Source organism: Arthrobacter sp. P4_F11 (assembly GCF_056401395.1).
Map to the genome: position 1 here is coordinate 92,314 of NZ_JBFUJK010000002.1, position 18,931 is coordinate 111,244.

Sequence of the window (18,931 nt, forward strand, 5' to 3'; positions counted from 1 at the left end):
GCCCCCGCCAAGGAGGCCCCGGATCCGCATGGATCCGGGGCCTCCTTGCGTCTCCACTGCGGGACCGGCCCGGCGGGCCAGAATTCCACAGTCCCCGCACAGCTTGACCCTAAAGCCCTCATATGGGCCGCCGGGAAAGTTGAGCCATGACATTCACAGACCAGGCCACAGGAACCCTGCCCCGCTCCACGGCGACGCCGGCTGGCCCGGCGACCCCCGAGGCACCCTCGGGGCTTGCGCTGGCCGACGCACCGGTCCCGGGCCCGATCGCCGGGGCGCTGACCGGCACCGGCGGCCGGCGCACGGCCATTGATACGCGCGCCAGCACGCCCCTGCTGGACGTCACCATCCCGGTCTTCAACGAGGAACGGGACCTCGAGGCCTGCCTGCGCCGGCTCCACGCGTACCTGCTCGGCGCCTTCCCGCATTCCTTCCGGATCACCGTGGCGGACAACGCCAGCACCGATGGAACGCTCAAGGCCGCGGAACGGGTAGCCCGCGAGCTGCGCGAAGTGACGGTGGTCCATATGGCGGAAAAGGGCCGCGGAAACGCACTTCGCAGGGTGTGGCTGGCCTCGCCGTCGCCGGTCCTGGCGTACATGGATGTGGATCTTTCCACTGATCTGGCGGCCCTCGGCCCGCTCCTAGCCCCGCTCATTTCCGGGCACTCCGACCTGGCGATCGGGACGCGGCTGACCCGCAACTCCCGCGTGGTCCGCGGACCCAAACGGGAATTCATCTCGCGCAGCTACAACTTACTGCTCCAGGCCCTCATGGGCGCCCAATTCAGTGACGCGCAGTGCGGCTTCAAGGCGATCCGGGCGGACGTGGCCCGGCAGCTGCTTCCCCACACGCTGGACAACGCCTGGTTCTTCGACACCGAGCTGCTGGTCCTGGCAGAAAAGTGCGGCCTGCGCGTCCACGAAGTCCCGGTGGACTGGACCGACGACCCGGATTCCAGCGTGGACATCGTCCAGACGGCCCTCGCGGACTTGCGCGGCATGGCACGGTTGAGCCGGGACCTGGTCTCGGGCCGGATCCCGGTTCCCGACCTGCGCGCGGCCCTGGCCCGTGGACCGCTGCCGGCCGCCTCGCGGGCCCAGGAACAAAGCCCCGGCGGAAGCCTCTTCGGACAGCTCGTCCGCTTCGGCAGCATCGGGGTGGCCTCCACCCTGGCCTACCTGGCGATCTTCCTGCTCTGCCGCGGGTTCGTGGACCCGCAGCTGGCAAACTTCCTCGCGTTGCTCACCACCGCCGTGGCCAACACTGCGGCCAACCGGCGCTTCACGTTCGGCATCCAGGGCAGCAGCCAGGCGGCTCGCCACCATTTTGAGGGGCTGCTGGTCTTCGGCATCGGGCTGGCCCTGACCTCGGGCGCACTCGCCCTCGTTCACGCCGCATCGGGAGCGGCACCGGACCGCTGGCTTGAACTGCTCACGGTCACCGCCGCCAACCTGGCCGCCACGGCCGTGAAGTTCTTGCTCTTCCGGCTGGTTGTTTTCCGCCACAGGCCCGCCGCTGCCGTTCCGGCGCCCCCGATCCTTCCCTCCCCCGCACAGAAAAGGCCAAGTAAATGACGGCAACCATCAGCCCCACCGCCGGAGCCCAGGGCGGTTCCCCGGCCGGCAGGCCGCCGGCCGCCGAGGAACAGCAACACCCGGTTCCCGGAGACGGCGGGACCGCGACCCATCTGCCCGCGTCCCCGGCGCCGGCCGCCCAAGGCCGCCGGGGCCGGCTGCTGTTCGGACCGCAGCCCCGCTGGGTGCGGCCCTCGGCAGCGCTGCTCCTGGTGATCACCGCGGCGTTGTACCTATGGAATCTGGAGGCCACCGGCTACGCCAACTCCTTCTATGCCGCGGCGATCCAGGCCGGGACCAAGGACTGGACCGCGCTGCTCTTCGGCTCCCTCGACGCCGGCAATGCCATCACGGTGGACAAACCCCCGGCCGCACTCTGGATCCCCGCCCTCGCGGGACGGATCTTTGGTTTCTCGGCCCTGAGCATGCTCATCCCCCAGGCGCTCATGGGAGTGGCCGCCGTCGGGCTTCTCTACCTGACCATCAAGCGGGTGTCCGGGCCGGCCGCGGGCCTGCTCGCCGGCGGCGCCCTGGCGCTGACCCCGGTAGCCGCCCTCATGTTCCGGTTCAACAACCCGGACGCGATGCTCACCCTGTGCCTGCTGCTGGCGGCCTACCTCACCACCCGCGCCATCGAGAAGGCCGGCTGGAAGTGGCTCGCCGCGGCCGGCGCGGTCATCGGCCTGGCCTTTCTGAGCAAGATGCTGCAGGGCTTCCTGATCGTTCCCGGGCTGGCCCTGGCCTACCTGTGGGCGGCGCCCGCCACCCTCGGCCGCCGGCTCCTGCACCTGCTGGCCGCCGCCGCCGGGATCGCCGTCGTGGCCGGAAGCTACGTTGTCCTGTTCCAGCTGACCCCGGCCTCGGTCCGGCCGTACATGGCAGGGTCGGAGACCAACAGCTTCCTGGAACTCACGTTCGGCTACAACGGCCTGGGCCGGATCACCGGGTCAGGCGGGGGCATGCCCGCCGGAGGAAACCTGGGAGGCAACCCCGGCGGCCCGGGAGGCAACGGAAACGTCGGCTTCGGCGGCGCGGCCGGGATCACCCGGATGTTCGGGACCAGCTTCGGCGGCGAGGTGTCCTGGCTGCTGCCGGCGGCCCTGATCCTGCTGGCCGCCGGCCTGTGGTTCACCCGGCGCGAGGCCAGGACCTCGAAAACCCGTGCGGCGCTCCTGCTGTGGGGCGGCTGGCTGGTCATCACGGCGGGAATCTTCAGCTTCATGAGCGGCACCGTGCATCCGTACTACGCCGTGGCGCTGGCCCCCGCCATCGCCGCGCTGGCGGGCATCGGTTCCCTGGAACTGTGGCGGGGCCGGGCCTACTTGCCGGCCCGGGTTGTCCTGGCCGTGACGGTGCTGGCCACCTCGGTCTGGTCCGCCGTGCTCCTGGGCCGCGACCCGTCCTGGCTTCCGGGGCTCCGGGTGATCATCGTGGTCCTGGGCGTGCTCGCCGCCGCGGCCCTGCTCCTGCGGGCGGACGGTATGGCGGCTCTCCCGGCGCGGTTCCGCAAGGCCGCCACGGCTGGCGTCGTGGTCCTCTGCCTGCTTGCCGGCGGGCTCGGAAGCACCGCGTGGACACTGGCGACCGTCGCCCAGCCGCATTCCGGTTCGATCCCCATGTCCGGCCCCACCGCGTCCGCGATGGGCGGCGGCTTCGGGGCGGCAGGCAGGACAGGCAGTGACGGCATGGGCGGCGGTGACGGCATGGGCGGCGGCCCGGGCGGGGAAACGTCCTCGGCGGAGTTGACCGCGCTGCTGAAGTCCTCCGGCGCCAAGTGGTCCGCGATTGTCTCCGGCGCCACCCAGGCCGCGGGCCTGGAACTCGCCACCGGCACCAGCGTGATCGCGCTCGGCGGCTGGAACGGCGGCGACCCCTACCCGACGCTCGCACAGTTCCAGGCGATGGTGGACCGCGGCGAGATCGGCTACTTCATTTCCGGCGGCATGGGCGGCATGGGCGGGGGCCGCGGAGGCAACTCCGAGGTCGCCACCTGGGTCGCGGCAAACTACCAGGCCCAGACCGTGGGCAACGCCACCGTCTACAAACTGGGAGCGTAGACCGCCATGACTGACACCCTGAGCCCCCACTCCGACACGGCGCCGGCCCGCACGCCGGGGCGGCCGCGGCCGCAAGCCCGGGACCGCCGTCGGCGACTGGAGCCCCCGGCTGCTGGCGGCACGCGCGCCCTCCGTGGCGCCCGGGCCCTGCGGATGCGGCTGGAACTGGCAGGGCTGCTGCTGGCCACGGCCGTGCTGTACCTGTGGAACCTCGGCGCCTCCGGCTGGGCAAACGCGTTCTACTCCGCGGCGGCCCAGGCCGGGTCGCAGGATTGGGCGGCCTGGTTCTTTGGCTCCTCCGACGCCGCCAACGCCATCACCGTGGACAAGCCGCCGGCGTCGCTGTGGGTGATGGGCTTGTCGGTGCGGATCTTCGGGCTGAGCTCCTGGAGCGTCCTGGTGCCGCAGGCGCTCATGGGGGTCGGCACGGTCTGGCTGGTCTATCTGGCCGTCCGCCGGGCCGCGGCCCCCGCCACGGCCGACGTCGGCCTGGCCCACCGCGCGGGGCTACTCGCTGGTGCGGTCATGGCGCTGACACCGGTGGCCGTCCTGATGTTCCGGTTCAACAACCCCGACGCCCTGCTGGTGTTATTGATGACCGCGGCCGCCTACGCCGTCTTGCGCTCCATCCAGGACGCGCGCGTGCGCTGGCTGCTGTTCGCCGGGGTGCTGCTGGGCTTCGGGTTCCTCACCAAGCAGCTCCAGGTCCTGCTGGTTGTCCCCGGTTTCGCCGTGGCCTACCTGCTCGCGGCGCCGGCAGCGGCGGGCAGGCGCATTCTTCACCTGCTCGGTGCGGGCGCGGCGATGGCTGTCGCCGCCGGCTGGTGGCTGGCCGCGGTCGAACTCATTCCGGCGGCGGACCGCCCGTACATCGGCGGCTCGCAGAACAACTCCATCATGGAACTGACCCTGGGCTACAACGGCCTGGGCCGGCTGAACGGGGATGAAACCGGGAGTGTGGGCGGCAGCAACGGCTGGGGCACGCCCGGGCTGTTCCGGCTCTTCAACAGCGAGTTCGGCGGCCAGATCGCCTGGCTGCTGCCCTCGGTGCTGCTGCTCGGAGCGGGGCTGTTCTGGCTGGGCCGCCGCGCGCCGCGCACCGACCCGGTACGGGCCTCGGTGATCATCTGGGGTTCCTGGGTTGCCGTTACCGGGCTGACGTTCAGCTTCATGGCCGGGATCATCCACCCGTACTACATGGTGGCGCTGGCGCCCGGGATCGCCGGGCTCGCCGGGCTCGGCGGCGTCCTGCTCTGGCAGCGGCGGAACCAGCCCGTGGCCGCCGCCGTCCTCGCGGTGGCGATCGTGGCGGCCGGGGCCATGGCCGCCGAACTGCTGGTCCGCACCGCGGCGTACATGCCGTGGCTGCGCTGGGTGACGCTCCTGGGTGCGCTCGCCGCCGCCGGCCTGGTGCTGGCCGCCGCGGCGCCGGGGGTAAAGGGGACGGGGATGGTGGCGTCCAGGACGGTGGCGCGGACGACGGCGGCGCTCGCCGTCGCCGCGGCCCTCGCCGGTCCGCTGGCCTACTCGCTGTCCACCGCGGCCACGGCCTACAGCGGCTCGATTGTCGGCGCCGGCCCGGCCGTGTCCGGACGGGGCGGGGCCGGGATACCGCCGGCCCTCGGCGGCGCGGCAGAAGGCGGCTTCGGCGGTGCCACGATGGCGAACGGCACAGGCACAGGCGCCGGGACGGGCCGCGGACAAGGGGCGGGCGGAATGGGCGGCCTGCTCGGGGCCAGCACGCCGTCGGCGGCGCTCGTGGCCGCGCTGCAGACAGATGCCGGGACCTACACGTGGGCCGCCGCCGTCGTCGGATCCAACAACGCCGCCGGCTACCAGCTGGCGACGCGGCTCCCGGTGATGGCCGTGGGCGGGTTCAACGGCACGGACCCCGCACCGACCCTGGCGCAGTTCCAGCAATACGTGGCCGACGGCAAGATCCACTACTTCATTGCCGGGCGCATGATGCAGGGCGAAAGCGGAGCCAACGACGCCGCGCAGATTGCCGCGTGGGTGCAGGACAACTTCACCGCCCGGACCGTGGGCGGGACCAGCGTGTACCTGCTGGCCGGGTAGGCGGGCGACGCCGTCGGGTCCGGGCCGGGCGGCGGCGGGGCTAAAAGGTGGGGGCTAGAAGGTGAAGGACAGGGTGCGCAGGCCGGCGCCGGTGACGTGGGTGGTCACGGCCACCCCGGAGTAGTCGGGAATGTGCAGCACACCGTCCGGCAGTTCGCCGGTATTGGGCCCTACCGCCACGGTCCGGGCGCCGGCGGCGATGCCCGCGGCAATGCCTGCCGGGGCGTCCTCGAACACCACCGCATCGGCCGGGACGACACCCAGCAGGGACGCCGCCCGGAGGTATCCCTCAGGGTGGGGCTTGCCCCGCATGATGTCCTCCGATGTGACTGAGACGGCCGGGACGCCGATCCCCGCGGCTGCCATCCGGACCCCGGCCAGGTCCCGTGACGCGCTCGTCACCAGCGCCACGGCATCCGGCGGCAGGCTCGACAGCAGCTCCGGCGCACCGGGCACCGGAACAATGCCCAGGGTCTCGGCCAGCTCCATCCGGCCGAGCTCGGCCGCGAGGGCCCGGATGTCGGAGCCGGCCGGGGCAAACCTGCGGACCGTGTCCATGGCCTGGACGCCATGGGAGGAGCGCAGGATCTCGCCGATGTCCAGGCCGTAGCGGGCCGCAAACGTGGTCCACACCTGCTCCACGATGCTGGTGGAATCCACCAGCGTGCCGTCCATGTCGAACAGGACGGCACGGGCGGTCAGGGTGGTGGTGCCGGAACGGGATGGAGAGCTCATGCCTCCATCCTGCCGCATGGCCCAGGGTCAGCCGGCCGCGCGGAGCCTGCCGGGATCAGCCGTTGGGCCGGTGCGGGATGTACTGCACCGCCCACTTGTTGCCGTCGGGGTCGGCGAAGTGGACAAAGTGCCCCCAGTCCTGGACGTCGACGTCGCTGACGTCCACGCCGTTGTCCTTGAGCTGCTTGTGCGCGGCCTGGATGTCGCTGACCACAAGCTGCAGGCTGGGCGCGGTACCGGGCGGGGCGTCGTTGAGGCCCTCGCCGATGGCAATCGAGCAGCCGGAGCCCGGTGGCGTCAGCTGGACGAACCGGAGGCCCTCCATGGGCCGTTCGTCGTAGTCGGCGTTGAAGCCCACCTTGTTGACGTAGAAATCCTTGGCCCGGTCCACATCGGACACCGGCACAAACACGAGTTCAAGTTTCCAATCCATGCCGCACAGGCTAGCGCGGTCCGCGGCTGCGCGGAAGGGACCCTCCGTGTTGCGCCTCGGCGGCGCCGCTCCTAGCCGGCGATGCCGTACAGGCGGTCTCCGGCGTCGCCCAGGCCGGGCACGATGTAGGACTTCTCGTTGAGCTTCTCGTCGATCGAGGCCAGCACGATCGTCACGTTGGCCTCTGACAGCTCTTCCTCCAGCTTGGCCAGGCCCTCCGGGGCGGCAAGCAGGCAGATGCAGGTGACGTCGGAGGCGCCGCGCTTGAAGAGGAACTTGATGGCCTCGCGCAGGGTCCCGCCGGTGGCCAGCATGGGATCGAGGACGAAGATCTGCCGGTCCGTGAGGTCCTCGGGGAGGCGCTCGGCGTAGGTGATGATGTCCAGGGTCTCTTCGTCGCGGGCCATGCCCAGGAAGCCGACCTCGGCCGTGGGGACCAGCTTGGTCATGCCCTCGAGCATGCCCAGCCCGGCCCGGAGGATCGGGACCACCAGCGGGGTCGGCTTGGTGAAGGCGGTGCCGACGGTGGTGCTGACGGGCGTCTCGATGGTCACCGGTTCGGTGCGGACGTCACGCGTGGCTTCGTACGCGAGGAGCGTGACAAGCTCCTCGGTGAGCTGGCGGAAGACCGGGGACGGGGTGTTCTTGTCCCGCAGAACGGTGAGCTTATGGGCGACCAGCGGGTGGTCCACAACGAGAGTGCGCATGGGTCAAAACTATCACCCGGATGCTGAGGACCGTCCCGCGGTGCCCGGAGTATCGGCGTCCTTCGTATCGGCCGTTTTAGTGCCGACGGCATTGCCGCCGGCACTGCCGTCGGCGGTGCCGTCATGAAGGTGGGCGGGGTGGTCGAAGGTCGGCGCGGCGCCGGCGTGTTCCCGGTGCCGGAGCACGTGGAAGAGCCGGTGGGCCAGGATCACGATCCCCACCCAGGCCAGCCCGATGACCCACCCGATGATCACGTCGGTCATCCAGTGATGGCCCAGGTAGACCCGGCTGAGGCCCATCGCGACGATGAAGATCACACCCGCGGTGATCAGGCCGATCCGGGCGCTGGTCCGCTTGATCTGCAGGCAGGCCAGGTACACCACGAGTGCGATCACCACCGTGGTGTTCAGCGTGTGGCCGCTCGGGAAGGACGGCGAGTTCTCGTAGGGCGGCACAGCGTCGGCATGGTCGGGGCGGGTACGGCCGATCAGTTTCTTGCCCACGGACGTGGCCGTGACCGAGACGGCGGCGGCACCGCCGATCAGGATCAGCGGCCGCCAGGTCCGGGAGGTGTAGATGAGCACTGCCGTGAGGATGCTTGCCAGGATGGGCATCCCGATGCCGCCGCCGATGTTGGTGAACCCCGTGACAAAGGCGTCGAGGCCGGGGCTGCGCAACTGCTCCATGAACGCCAGCGTCGGTTTGTCCAGGTTCGCGAGGCCGGCGTCGTCCACCACGTTGTCGTAGACTTCTGCGCTCACCAGGGCCAGGATCACCACCACCACGCCGCCGATCAGCATGGTGATCCACAGGGCCGCGTAGGGCACCACCCATTTGCCCCAGCGGTGCGCCAGCCAGTTCTCTGTTCCGGTGGTCACGGCCGTCTCCCGACTACTTGACAACGTTAATTACATGGGCCGCACAGCCGAGCTGCACAGCATGCTTAGGGTCGAAACTATCATTGACCCATGACTGCCCCGGAGCCCCGCCATGCCCAATGGATGAGCCTTGCCCTGGCGGAGGCCCGGAATGCCCTGGCCACCGCGGACGTGCCGATCGGCGCCGTCGTGATCGGACCGGACGGTTCCGTGCTGGGCGCCGGGCGAAACGAACGGGAGGCCCTGGGGGACCCGACGGCCCACGCCGAGATGGTCGCCATCCGGGAGGCCGCCGCGAGGTTGCGGGCGCACCGGGCACTGGAGGGCAAGGGCGACGACGGATGGCGGCTTGAGGACTGCACTCTGGTGGTGACCCTGGAACCCTGCGCGATGTGCGCTGGAGCGATCGTCCTCGCCAGGATTCCGCGGGTGGTGTTCGGTGCCTGGGACGAGAAGGCCGGCGCCGCGGGTTCCGTGTTCGACATCCTTCGCGAGCGCCGGCTCAACCACTGGGTGGAAGTGGTTGCGGGCGTCCGTGAGCAGGAGTGCGCAGCACTGCTGCGGGACTTCTTCGCCGGGCACCGCGCCTGATCCGTTCCGGCTAGCCGGCGCCGCCGGCAGATGACGCGGCGGCCGGTGAGGCTGAGGCTACAGCGGAAGCCGCGAGCCCATCGATCCGCTTCTGCCGGGAGGCCGGAGAGTCCAGGCTGAAGGCCCGGAAATCACCGAGGTCCTCGCGGATCCAGGCTTCCACCTCGGCGATCCGCTGCGTCACCGCGGGCGTGGGGCCGTGGAACAGCCAGGGCACGATCCGTTCCTGGGCCGGATCGTACTGCCAGAGTCCGATGATCCGGCCGCGGTCCAGGATCGGGTGGTCCGGGAGATCCGCCTGCAGCGCGAGCGACCCCAGCGCCGGCTTGTGCAGGTCCTCCTCGGCCAGCAGGTCCGCCGCATTGCGGCGCAGCAGGAACAGGGAATCCGTTCCTGCCAGCAGCTGGATCTGTTCCCCCGCCGGCTCCTCGAAGGCGGCGAGGCCGCCGAGGTCCTCGGGCAGCATCCACAGTGGGTCCCCGCCGGCAGCGTGTGGCCCGGCCGGTGCTGTGGACAGGGCGGTGGGCACCTCGACGGCCCCGGCGGCGGCGAGCGCCGCCTTGCTTTGCGCCACGGTGAACCCCGTGAACCATTGCGATTGTTTGAAGGTGGCTCCGCCGGTCCAGCCCAGGTAGCGGCGGATCAGTTCGGTGCGCGCATCCTCGTCGTCAAGATCGCTGGGCGGCAGGCCCCAGGGCTGGTAGGCGTAGCGCTGCTGGTCCAGGCGCCCGTTCGCCGGGACCCGGCGGATCCTGCCGTCGGACTGCAGGATCCCCAGGGCGGTGGGCAGAGTGGTGGTGGCGCCCTTTTTCTTGCCTTCCTCGCCAAGGTTCCGCACTGAATCGCCGAGCTCGTCCTTGAGCTGCCGGGGATCCATGGGCCCCTCCGCCTCGGCGAGCGTGTGTAGCACCTGCTCTTCCAGAAGCGTGATCTCGCCGCGGTCCACGCCGAGCCGGCCGACCACCTTGAACGCGGACTCGGCCGCGTCCCGGCCCAGCTGAAGCGCCCAGGCGAAGTCTTCCCGGCCCAGGACGTAGGTGCAGCCGCGGGCGACCGGGAGTTCCAGGATCCGGTGGGCGAGGACGTCGGCGTCCACCTGTTCGCGGCGGATGCCGGCGCGGGCAAAGAGCGTGAGGTAGGGGTTGGCGCCGCCCACGGACCGGGCCCAGCCTGCCCGGGCGAGGACCTGCTCCGCCGTGCAGCCGGCCAACCAGCCGTCCAGGCCCTGCCGGTGCCAGGACCATGCCCGGAGCCGCTCCGGGGTCAAGCTCTGCGGCTCCGGCAGGTTGACGGGCTTTTCTACCGACGGCGATTGTGTGGCGACAGGGTGGGTGCTCATGGGCTCATTCTCCAACAGCTTCTCTGTCAGCGGTATCAAGAAGCCGTATCAACCCCCGCCGTCTGGTTTCTGAGCCGTCCCGTTTCACCGGGTTCCGCGGGGTCCGTGGGTGCTGTCGGTTCCGTCGGTTCCGTCGACAGGAAGCCCAGAACGGTCCGGGCGGTGGCGTCCCAGCCGGGCAGCCAGCCCCGGGCGGCCGCTGCCGCCTCCCGCCAGCGGTCCCTGAGGCCGGGGTCCTCCAGCCAGCGGCGGAGCAGGTCCGCCAGCGGGGCGGGGTCCGTTCCGAGCCCGACGGCGGCGCCCGGCAACCCGGGCACCGGAGTCCCGGGCGGAGTGTCCGGCACCGGAAAGGCCGCCGGCGGCCCGGGCAGGGTGCCGGCGGCGAGCGCCTCGACGGCTCCGGTGCCCTCGCGCACCACCACGGGAATGCCGCGGGCCAGCGATTCGGTGACCACCAGGCCGTAGGTTTCGGCCCGGGAAATCAGCAGGCTCAGATCGGCCGCATCCCATTCAGCATCCAGTGCCGGGCCCCGGAGCTCGCCCGGGATGCGGACCCTCCCGGCCAGGCCCAGGCGTTCCACGGAGGTCCGGAGCTGCGCGGCGTAGGCCGGATCGGCGGTGTCAGAGCCGATGAGGGACGCCGTCCAGGGCACAGCCGCGAGCCGGGCGAGCGCGTCCAGCAGGAGCGACTGGTCCTTGTTCGGCAGCAGGGCCGCCACGGCGATGACGTGCGGCGCGCCGGCGGACAGGCTGCCGGCCGCGAGCGGCGCGGGGGCGGTCCCGGGCAGGGCCACCCGGAGGCCGTCGAGGCCGTGGCGGGCGCGGATGCCCGCCGCGGCCGAACCGCTCGTGCAGATGACGCCGGCAGCCGCCCGCAGGGCCCTGCGTTCGCGCTCCGGGTGGTCCGGCAGGGGCATGTGCAGCAGGATCCAGACCCGGACCCCGGCCGCAGCGGCCGCTTCCAGCTCCTCGGGCGCACCGCAGGCGAGGAGGCTGTCGACCACCGTCACTGTGCCCGAGGTTGCGGCACCGGCAGTTGCGGGGCCGCCGCCCCCGGCCGGACCGCCGTCGGGCCCCGCATGCAGCAGCGTAGCCAGGCGCCGCCGGTCCCCCGCGCTGCCTCCCGGCCAGTCGCCGTCGAGCGGGCAGGTTTCCACCGCGGCACCGAGGGCCGCCAGTTCGGCGGCGAGCGCCGCGTTGTAGACGTTGCCGCCGGAGTTGTGCCGGACGTTGCCGGGCACCACAAGACGGACACGAGGGCTGGCCGGCGGCATCTGCGCCGCCTAGCTGGCGTCGAAGTCCAGCGAGTAGCTGGCCCAGGCATCGGGGGTCTCGCGCAGGGTGACGTCCAGCCCGGCGAGGTCGCGCCCGTCGTTGCCGACGCGGATCTGGGTGGCGACGGCGTCGGCGATGTACCGGGCGAGGGCTTCGGTGGTGCTCAGCTTGCCGGAGAAGTCCGGGTGCTCGTCGAGGTTCTTGTAGTTCAGCTCGTCCAGGATCTCGTCCACCGCGTCCCCTGCCGCGCCGATGTCCAGCACGATCGCGTCGTCATTGAGCTCACGACGGCGGAAGGTCACCTCCGTGACGAAGGTGGCCCCGTGCAGGCCCTGGGCCGGGCCGAAGACTTCGCGCGGAAGGCTGTGGGCGATCATGAAGTTGCGGCGGACGGTCAGACTAAACACGGGCTACCTCGTGGCTTCGGTGGGCTGGTCGGTGGATTTGAACTCTGTGGGCTGGTCGGCGGATTGAGCGTCCCAGGACGGGTATTCGATGACGTGGCACAGGGCGTCCAGGTTGCCGTCGGCGAGGCGCTGGACGACGCCGGGGAGCTCTGCGAACGTCGAGGAGCCGGTCAGGAAGACATCGAAGACCGGATCCTGCAGCAGGGACACGGCGAGCGCGAGGCGCTCGGCGTTGGTGCGGCGGTGCCGGCGGGCGCGGGCCACCATCCCCACCTGGCTGGCGCGGATGGATAGGCGGCGGGCGTGGAAGTCCTCCCCCAGTGGGAGGGAGATTTTCCGGTCGGCGTACCAGGACATTTCGATGATGTCGCCGTCGTCGCCCACCAGCTGCAGGCTTCGTTGCAGCCCTTCCTGCGAGGCCGAGCAGTGGATCACGATGTCGCAGTCCGGGAGGGCGTCGTCGGGGTGGCTGAAGTCGACGCCGAGTGCGTCCGCGAACGCTCTTTTGGCGGGGTCGACGTCGATCAGTTGCAGCCGCGCGAGCGGAAAACCGGCCAGGAGCTTGGCCACCATACCGCCGACCAGTCCGGCCCCAATCACGGCAACCCTGTCGCCCAAGCGAGGTCCGGCCTCCCAGAGGCCGTTGATCGCGGTTTCCACGGTGCCGGTGAGCACCGCGCGGCGGGCGGGGACGCCGTCGGGGATCATGGTGAGTGATTCGACCGGGACGATGAAGCGGTCCTGATGCGGGTAGAGGCAGAAGACGGTCCTCCCGGCCCAGCCCTCCGGTCCGTCCTCGACCACGCCCACGGTGAGGTAGCCGAACTTCACCGGGTACGGGAAGTCCCCCTCCTGGTTGGGGGCGGCCATCGCGTTGGCGACGCACTCCGGTACACTCGCGCGGTGGACCACCAGCTCGGTGCCCTTGCTGATGCCCGAATACAGGGTCCGGACCAATGCCTCCCCGGGGCCGGGGGCAGGCAGGTCCTCGCTGCGGAGCTCGCCTTGTTCCGGGCCGACGGTCCAATAGGCGGTGGCCGTGGCGTGCTGTTCAGAAGTCGTCATTGTGCTTACGAATCTAGTGCCCGGGCTGTTCGCGGGGAAGGGTGGCGGGTTCCGGCGAGTCGGTGTGCGGGTGCTGTTGGGGCCCGTTTTGTGGATGGGCGCCTTGCTCCGGTACCCTAGTCAGGTTGGTGACGTGTCCGAGCGGCCGAAGGTGCAACACTCGAAATGTTGTTTGGTGTAAAAGCCAACGTGGGTTCAAATCCCACCGTCACCGCGGATAAGAAAGGCCCCTGCTTCCCTTTGTTTAGAAGGGAAGCAGGGGCCTTTGCTTTGCCCGGACTAAGCCGGTGGGCACATTTTGACAACATCAGACCGTGAGACTGCGTTATCTAGTGCGTCCGCCACAGCGTCCAAGTCGTCGGACCTGTCCGTCACCGGGTGGACGTGGAAGGTTTCGTATAGCTTCCTCCCGCTCAACAAGGTAGCCCTGCCGCAGGTCCCGCCGCATGACATCCTCGTCCCCTCGGGCGGCACCGTTGACCTTAACTCCGCGGTGAAGGTCCCCGGCTCGTCAGGTGTTGGCCTGGATCAGGTGACTGTTATCCGGGCCGCGGCGCTCAAGTCGGCAGAGGACGCATCTGCGTCGGCGGCGTCTGCCGGGTCTTACGCAACCTCGGCGGCAGGCTCCGCGTCGGCATCTGCCGGGTCCGCTGCGGCTGCGGCAGCGACGTCGGCTGACTTCCAGGCGCAGGCGAACAACCCCGGGTCCTCTTGGTGGGCGACGTTCATGACCTACCTGCGGACCATCTTCGTCGGCAAAGGCGAGCTCCTTGCCAGCGTCAAGGACTACGGCGCCAAGGGTGACGGCGTAACGGATGACACCGCGGCGATCCAGGCAGCGGTCAACGCCATCAAAGCCAAAGGCAGGGGAACTTTATTCTTCCCACAGGGAGATTACTTCACGATTTCCGCCGTTCCTATCTGCGGCAACCTCACCATCGCCGGGGACCGTGCAACGCTGACCAAGAACGCCAGCAGCACAACGGGCGTGGTGTTCGTCGGCCTATCGGACGGCGGGCAGGGGTAATGGTGCGGGACCGTCCAACGTCACCATGCGCGGGCTGGCATTCCGGGGAAAGTTCGGCGCCAATAAGCGAGCCGTGTGCGCGATGTCGCTTCACCACTCTGACAACGTCCTCGTGCACAACTGCACGTTCGATGAGGCGTCAGGGACCGGGCATAGGTTCGATCTGCAAGGGTGCCGCTACGTCACCATCCGGGACAACGTCTTCCGGGGATTCGACACGTCCTATGGCGAGTTGTACGCCGAAGACATCCAGGCCGATTTCTCCGCAAGAATCGGCGCGTCCTACCCCGAGCCGGACCTCACCCGCTATGACGGTCTGCCCTCGCGCGACATCCTAGTAGAGAACAACAGATGGTTGCCGCTCACCATCGGCGGCACAACCTACCCGGCAGCAAACCCTTTCGGCTCACACGCGACAATGGTAGGCCGCCGTGAAGCCTTTGTTGGTGGCCGAGATGCCTATGTTCCACTCCTGGTGTCCCCTGTGTGCGTCTCAAAGGGGATAGCGCTGACCTCTAGGCTGGCCTGGTCCGTCCGTCTGGCCCGCCAAGTGTACCAGATAGAGGCGGATGAGTATGGCTGCAACCGGCAGCAGATTCTCCCACCACGGCTGCCCGACAAGTTCAACTTGCATGACATCTGTCTATATAGACAGATACTTTCACGGATCTACAGGCCCCCTGCCCGCTTGCGACCTGCAGGGTGCCAAACACAAATCCCATCAGCTAACCACGCTGCGAGGATTCCTTTTCGTACCAGAGCCGGGCTCTATTTTGGCAGGTAAGTCCGTTACTTAACCACCGCYGCTGTCGCKGCGGAGGTCTTCACCGCGGTGGTGTAGCCGGTCTTGTACGCTGTGACCTTGACCGTCAWGGCCTTGCCGACGTCGGCGCTGGTGGGTTTGTAGGTTACGGCGGTCGCACCGATGATCGCCGCGCCGGAGCGGTACCACTGGTAGCGGGGACTGATCGTGGACGGTGACCAGGTACCGAGGTTGGCGGTGAGGGTAGACCCGACCTTCGCTGTGCCAGTGATCTTCGGCGTCGGGCCGACCAAGGAGCCCTTGACCACCGCTGCTGTCGCGGCGGAGGTCTTGGCCATATTGGCGAAACCGGCCTTCGATCCGGTCGCGATCACTGTCAGCGTCTTTCCGACGTGGGCACTGGTCGGCTTATAGGTGCTGCTTGTGGCTCCGAGGATGACGACGCCGCCGGCCTTCCACTGGTAGGCCAGGCTCACCGGTGCCGGACCCCAGGTTCCGGGGACGGCGGTAAGGGTCGAACCGACCTTCGCTGTGCCAGTGATGGTAGGGACCGCCCCCGAAAGGGAACCCTTGAAGGCTGCCACCCATAGGGCCGGCGCGCCTGGGGTCAAGACATAGTCTTTCTTCGCCCGCGCGCTCACGATGACGACCCAGGTCCCGGGATACGTACCCGCAGCCACGACCTGCCCGTCCACAAGGTACTCGACACCGGTCGTGGCGGGAACCGTGTAGGTGTCGTCCTTAGTCCCGACCTTGTCAGTGAAAGTCACTGCCGCGGGAGAGACCAGGAACGGGGTCGCCTTAAACGTCGTCGACCATGATGCCAAGGCACCAGGAGCCAGGACGTAATCGGTTTTCGCCCGCGCTGTTGCCGTGACCTTGCCTATGGCCGGATACTTACCCGCGGCCACGACCTTGCCGCCGACGAGGTAGTCGATGCCGGTCGTGGCTGGAACGGTGTAGGTATCCTCGTTCGTGCCGTCCTTGTCCGTGAACGTGACGGCTGCGGGGGCGACCAGATATGGCGTGGCCTTGAACGTCGTCGACCATGATGCCAAGGCGCCAGGAGCCAGGATGTAATCGGGCTTCGCGCGCGCGTACGAATAGACCGAGCCGATGGCCGGATACTTACCTTCAGCCACTACCTTGCCGCCGATGAGGTAGTCGATGCCGGTCGTGGCCGGGATTAAATACGTATCGTTTGCCGTGCCGTCGTTATCCGTAAAAACGACCGGGGCCGGTTTCACCTGCACCGGGCTGGCCACAAGTTGTGTAGGCGCGCTGAAACTTTCCAAGGGGACGTAGCCATAGGCGTACACCCGCACACGGGCCACTATCCTGTGCCCTACGTCAGCGGTCGTAGGAATATAACTAGGACTGTAACCGATCGGTTTTTCGAGGGCGTCCTCGTGCATCCATCTGTACTCGACGTAATAGGGCTTTGGGTCTGGCGTTGGGTCTAGGGTTGGGAGTTCCATCTGGAGCGTATGCCCTACGGAGGGTGGACCCAGGACCGTGGGTTTCGGGGAATTGGAATACTTGCGAAGAGGTTCCAACACGAAATCAAAGCTTGCCCAATCGATCGCAATTGGGGTTGGATCCTTCATGTCTGAGGGGAATTTCTCGACTTTCCCGTCCCGCCAGTACACGACGCGTCCACCGGACGTCGACTTCAACTCGATATGAGACAGCACTATGGGACCCGGGTGCCATCCATATAGCTCGGCAACTGCCACGTTGTCATACCCCGACCCGCACCAAGGTAAGCAGACGTCATGTGTGGTGCCCACGCTGTCTCGGTAGACGAGGTCGCCGTCGTAGGCGTTGCTTACGCCCATCCGGACCGAGACTGTTGAGTCTTGGACCACGTAATCGCCCGGTAACTGCTCAAAGGCCACATACCTGACAGCAGGCGAAAGCATTTTGATGGACGTTAGTGATGGCGGCTCGCTGGTGTCTGCGGCTATAGCTGGTGCCGAGGCAGAGATTATGAATGTCAGCACGGCTGCGAGGACAAATGCAGCGGAACGACGGCGTTGAGTAGAGCTTTTCATAGAATGATTTCCCCCTGGTGCGAATGTGCAAACCCTACACGCTTCGGCGAATTATGGTTCGCCAAAAAAGGGATTCCGGACACAACCCGGAAGTGGCCGATCCGTGCGTGATCCGCTGGGGAAACCGTCAGCCCGGATTCCTGCCCATCTAGGGTTGTACGATCACCGACTGCGCACCCTGCTCTTGGCCCGTGTATTCCACCCAGGCACGACGCTGTCCAAAGCCCGCAGCTTACTCGGCGCCAACCGCCGTCTTGATGCGCTTTGCCTCTGCCCGTGAAGCCACACGCCGAGCACCCGTTCCGCTTCGGAGAGAGCGTTACGATGCCTCGGCCATCTGTCGTGCTGCGCTTTGAAGACCTTGAGTTCGTTCATCCGGGCGTTCCAATGCTGGCGTCCCAGTTCCTTACGCTGATTCTTGTCCCAATTTGGAAGCATCCGGAGCGCGTCCAGTTTGTCTTGCGACAGCGTGCCGGCTGCGTTAGTTCGTCTTTGGACCGACAACCAAGATGCGAGACGGCGCCGTTCGGGGTCTGGATCGCTTGAAGTGGGGTAGCGTCCTTCTGCTGCTCGTATTTGGGACAGCACTTCGGCGCTCAACTGCCAGTACGCCAGGCAAGCCCGAGTAGCGGGCACATTCTGGGCACATTTTGGGCACATCTGCCGTGAGAATATGTGATGTGACGTGATGAAATTCCCCGGAATCTAGCGGTTTTCCTTGCCAGCACTGGCGCGGGAGAGGTTTCAAATCCCACCGTCACCGCCAATGAAAACCCCCGGGAAACCGGGGGTTTTCAGCATTCTCAGAACCTTCGTGGTGCATTTTTGGTGCATATTTCGAGGAATTGCGGCCGCGACGGGATGCCAATGCACGCGCATGAGCCGTGGCCACGGTCCCGGCGGCGGCGCCAAGATCCTTCACCTCAGAGATGGAAGCTCCATCTGGGCCAGCCTCGTCACGGCGTCGGGAGTCACCCGGCCCCGTTCCTTCCAAGGCCACCTTCAACTGCGCGGCGAGAATGTTGCTGCGCACATGCAGGGCCATTTCTCTCCGTGACGCCGGATCCCTCCGGAGCTTCCCGCCCTCTCAGTCCGTTGCATTCATCATCTCCGAGAGGTCCACAACAGCCAAGGGCTTCGCGTCACCGAGGCGGACGATGGACCCGTTCTGAGCAGACGGAGGCCAACGGTCGCTGTAGGCCCGACATCAACGCCCACAACATAACGGTCATTATGTTGTGGATTGACTGCGCACTCTCGGGCGAAGAAGCGGCCAGCAGAGGATGGGCCCAGATCCCGCGAGCCTAACGTCGCCTTATACTCCCGGACTAGGTCCGAAGCGCCCCCCTTGTGCAATGGCGGAACGCAATGCAAGAGTGCGCCCATGAATGAATCCGCTGCTAAGGTCGCGCGCAAACTCAGCACAATTCCAGTTCGTGTGTCTCGCCAAATGACCGCCACCGAGTATCAGGTTCGCGTGGCCGAGGTCCTCAACCTTTTTGACATAGAAGCAGTGGGTGACGAAACGGGTGTGCATTACGGGGGCGAGGGCATTGCGCTGGAAGATCAGCCTCTACTCGCGGCCATTCGCGTACTCATTGGAAGGCGGTTCGGCGTCCCGGACGATCTACAGTAGCCCGACAGGAGGTGTCCTTCGGATCTAATGTCGCGTTAACTGGTCTTGGTCCGGACGCAGGGGTGGCATCGGTCATTTCAGCCGTCACACCGGTCCTGAATCAAACTGCCATTTTCACCTGGCCGGAGTTGTAGGGGTTCCACCAGGTTCACCCCCCACTTATACGGAGTTATAGGGCGTTATAGGGTATTCCCTAGAACCCCATAGAACTCCTTATAAATGGAAATATTGGTGCGGCGAACCGGCCGAGGTGCTCCACTCACCGCTGGCCACGCACATCCGCTATCGCCGCGCCAGTTAGGTCCGTGGG

At 67.8% G+C, this 18,931-nt stretch carries 16 protein-coding genes and 1 tRNA gene; 7 read left to right on the forward strand and 10 right to left on the reverse strand.

All coding sequences use genetic code 11. From position 1 onward, the window contains the following. Positions 1–146: 146 nt before the first annotated feature. The 3 genes from AC1DRO_RS03440 to AC1DRO_RS03450 are packed head-to-tail and all read left to right on the forward strand — an operon-like array spanning position 147 to position 5,710. On the forward strand, positions 147–1,577 hold the full coding sequence (locus AC1DRO_RS03440) for a bifunctional glycosyltransferase family 2/GtrA family protein (RefSeq protein ID WP_476949828.1): 1,431 nt from the start codon (positions 147–149) through the stop codon (positions 1,575–1,577). Continuing rightward, entirely contained in the window at positions 1,574–3,634 is a 2,061-nt protein-coding gene (locus AC1DRO_RS03445) for a glycosyltransferase family 39 protein (protein ID WP_476949829.1), read from the forward strand. The genes AC1DRO_RS03440 and AC1DRO_RS03445 overlap by 4 nt, the downstream gene beginning before the upstream one ends. Before the next feature lie 6 nt (positions 3,635–3,640). After that, entirely contained in the window at positions 3,641–5,710 is a 2,070-nt protein-coding gene (locus AC1DRO_RS03450; protein ID WP_476949830.1) for an ArnT family glycosyltransferase, read from the forward strand. A gap of 54 nt (positions 5,711–5,764) precedes the next feature. Here AC1DRO_RS03450 and AC1DRO_RS03455 read toward each other — a convergent pair whose 3' ends face one another. From AC1DRO_RS03455 to AC1DRO_RS03470, 4 genes are all read right to left on the reverse strand, one after another. Then, positions 5,765–6,445 (reverse strand): HAD-IA family hydrolase, encoded by a 681-nt coding sequence (locus tag AC1DRO_RS03455; RefSeq protein WP_476949831.1) that lies wholly within the window; start codon positions 6,443–6,445, stop codon positions 5,765–5,767. 55 nt (positions 6,446–6,500) lie between these two features. Then, a complete protein-coding gene (locus AC1DRO_RS03460) occupies positions 6,501–6,878 on the reverse strand; it encodes a glyoxalase superfamily protein (RefSeq protein WP_026266579.1) in 378 nt (125 codons plus the stop codon). Positions 6,879–6,949: 71 nt separating this feature from the next. After that, entirely contained in the window at positions 6,950–7,585 is a 636-nt protein-coding gene (gene upp / locus AC1DRO_RS03465) for a uracil phosphoribosyltransferase (RefSeq protein WP_018774274.1), read from the reverse strand. 12 nt (positions 7,586–7,597) lie between these two features. Continuing rightward, positions 7,598–8,464: a phosphatase PAP2 family protein gene (locus tag AC1DRO_RS03470; RefSeq protein WP_476949832.1), complete on the reverse strand. Its 867-nt coding sequence runs from the start codon at positions 8,462–8,464 to the stop codon at positions 7,598–7,600. 90 nt (positions 8,465–8,554) lie between these two features. Here AC1DRO_RS03470 and AC1DRO_RS03475 point away from each other — a divergent pair, with 90 nt between their 5' ends. Next, complete coding sequence (locus tag AC1DRO_RS03475) at positions 8,555–9,055, forward strand: nucleoside deaminase (protein WP_028277768.1); 501 nt, start codon at positions 8,555–8,557, stop codon at positions 9,053–9,055. Between the two features lie 10 nt (positions 9,056–9,065). Here the strand turns inward: AC1DRO_RS03475 and AC1DRO_RS03480 are convergent, their stop codons facing one another. From AC1DRO_RS03480 to AC1DRO_RS03495, 4 genes are read right to left on the reverse strand one after another with little or no spacing between them, the layout of a single operon-like run. Further along, positions 9,066–10,394 (reverse strand): DNA glycosylase AlkZ-like family protein, encoded by a 1,329-nt coding sequence (locus tag AC1DRO_RS03480; protein ID WP_476949833.1) that lies wholly within the window; start codon positions 10,392–10,394, stop codon positions 9,066–9,068. A gap of 35 nt (positions 10,395–10,429) precedes the next feature. Beyond that, the gene (locus tag AC1DRO_RS03485) at positions 10,430–11,668 is read right to left on the reverse strand and encodes a glycosyltransferase (protein ID WP_476949834.1); all 1,239 of its coding nucleotides are present in this window, start codon (positions 11,666–11,668) and stop codon (positions 10,430–10,432) included. 9 nt (positions 11,669–11,677) lie between these two features. Continuing rightward, complete coding sequence (locus tag AC1DRO_RS03490) at positions 11,678–12,076, reverse strand: 6-pyruvoyl trahydropterin synthase family protein (protein WP_243182173.1); 399 nt, start codon at positions 12,074–12,076, stop codon at positions 11,678–11,680. Between the two features lie 3 nt (positions 12,077–12,079). Beyond that, positions 12,080–13,141 carry a zinc-dependent alcohol dehydrogenase gene (locus AC1DRO_RS03495; RefSeq protein ID WP_476949835.1) on the reverse strand — a complete coding sequence of 354 codons (1,062 nt, stop codon included), beginning with the start codon at positions 13,139–13,141 and terminating at the stop codon, positions 12,080–12,082. Between the two features lie 127 nt (positions 13,142–13,268). On the opposite strand from AC1DRO_RS03495, the gene AC1DRO_RS03500 reads away from it, so the two are divergent. Together AC1DRO_RS03500 and AC1DRO_RS03505 are read left to right on the forward strand one after the other, a co-directional pair. Next, positions 13,269–13,355 (forward strand) — tRNA-Ser (locus AC1DRO_RS03500). Positions 13,356–13,439: 84 nt separating this feature from the next. Then, the gene (locus AC1DRO_RS03505) at positions 13,440–14,168 is read left to right on the forward strand and encodes a glycosyl hydrolase family 28-related protein (RefSeq protein WP_476949836.1); all 729 of its coding nucleotides are present in this window, start codon (positions 13,440–13,442) and stop codon (positions 14,166–14,168) included. Positions 14,169–14,957: 789 nt separating this feature from the next. On the opposite strand, the gene AC1DRO_RS03510 is transcribed toward AC1DRO_RS03505, so the two are convergent. Together AC1DRO_RS03510 and AC1DRO_RS03515 are read right to left on the reverse strand one after the other, a co-directional pair. Then, complete coding sequence (locus AC1DRO_RS03510; protein ID WP_476949837.1) at positions 14,958–16,178, reverse strand: hypothetical protein; 1,221 nt, start codon at positions 16,176–16,178, stop codon at positions 14,958–14,960. Positions 16,179–17,147: 969 nt separating this feature from the next. After that, entirely contained in the window at positions 17,148–17,645 is a 498-nt protein-coding gene (locus AC1DRO_RS03515; RefSeq protein ID WP_476949838.1) for a Helicase associated domain protein, read from the reverse strand. Positions 17,646–18,369: 724 nt separating this feature from the next. Here AC1DRO_RS03515 and AC1DRO_RS03520 point away from each other — a divergent pair. Further along, entirely contained in the window at positions 18,370–18,621 is a 252-nt protein-coding gene (locus tag AC1DRO_RS03520; RefSeq protein ID WP_090582464.1) for a hypothetical protein, read from the forward strand. Positions 18,622–18,931 lie beyond the last annotated feature (310 nt).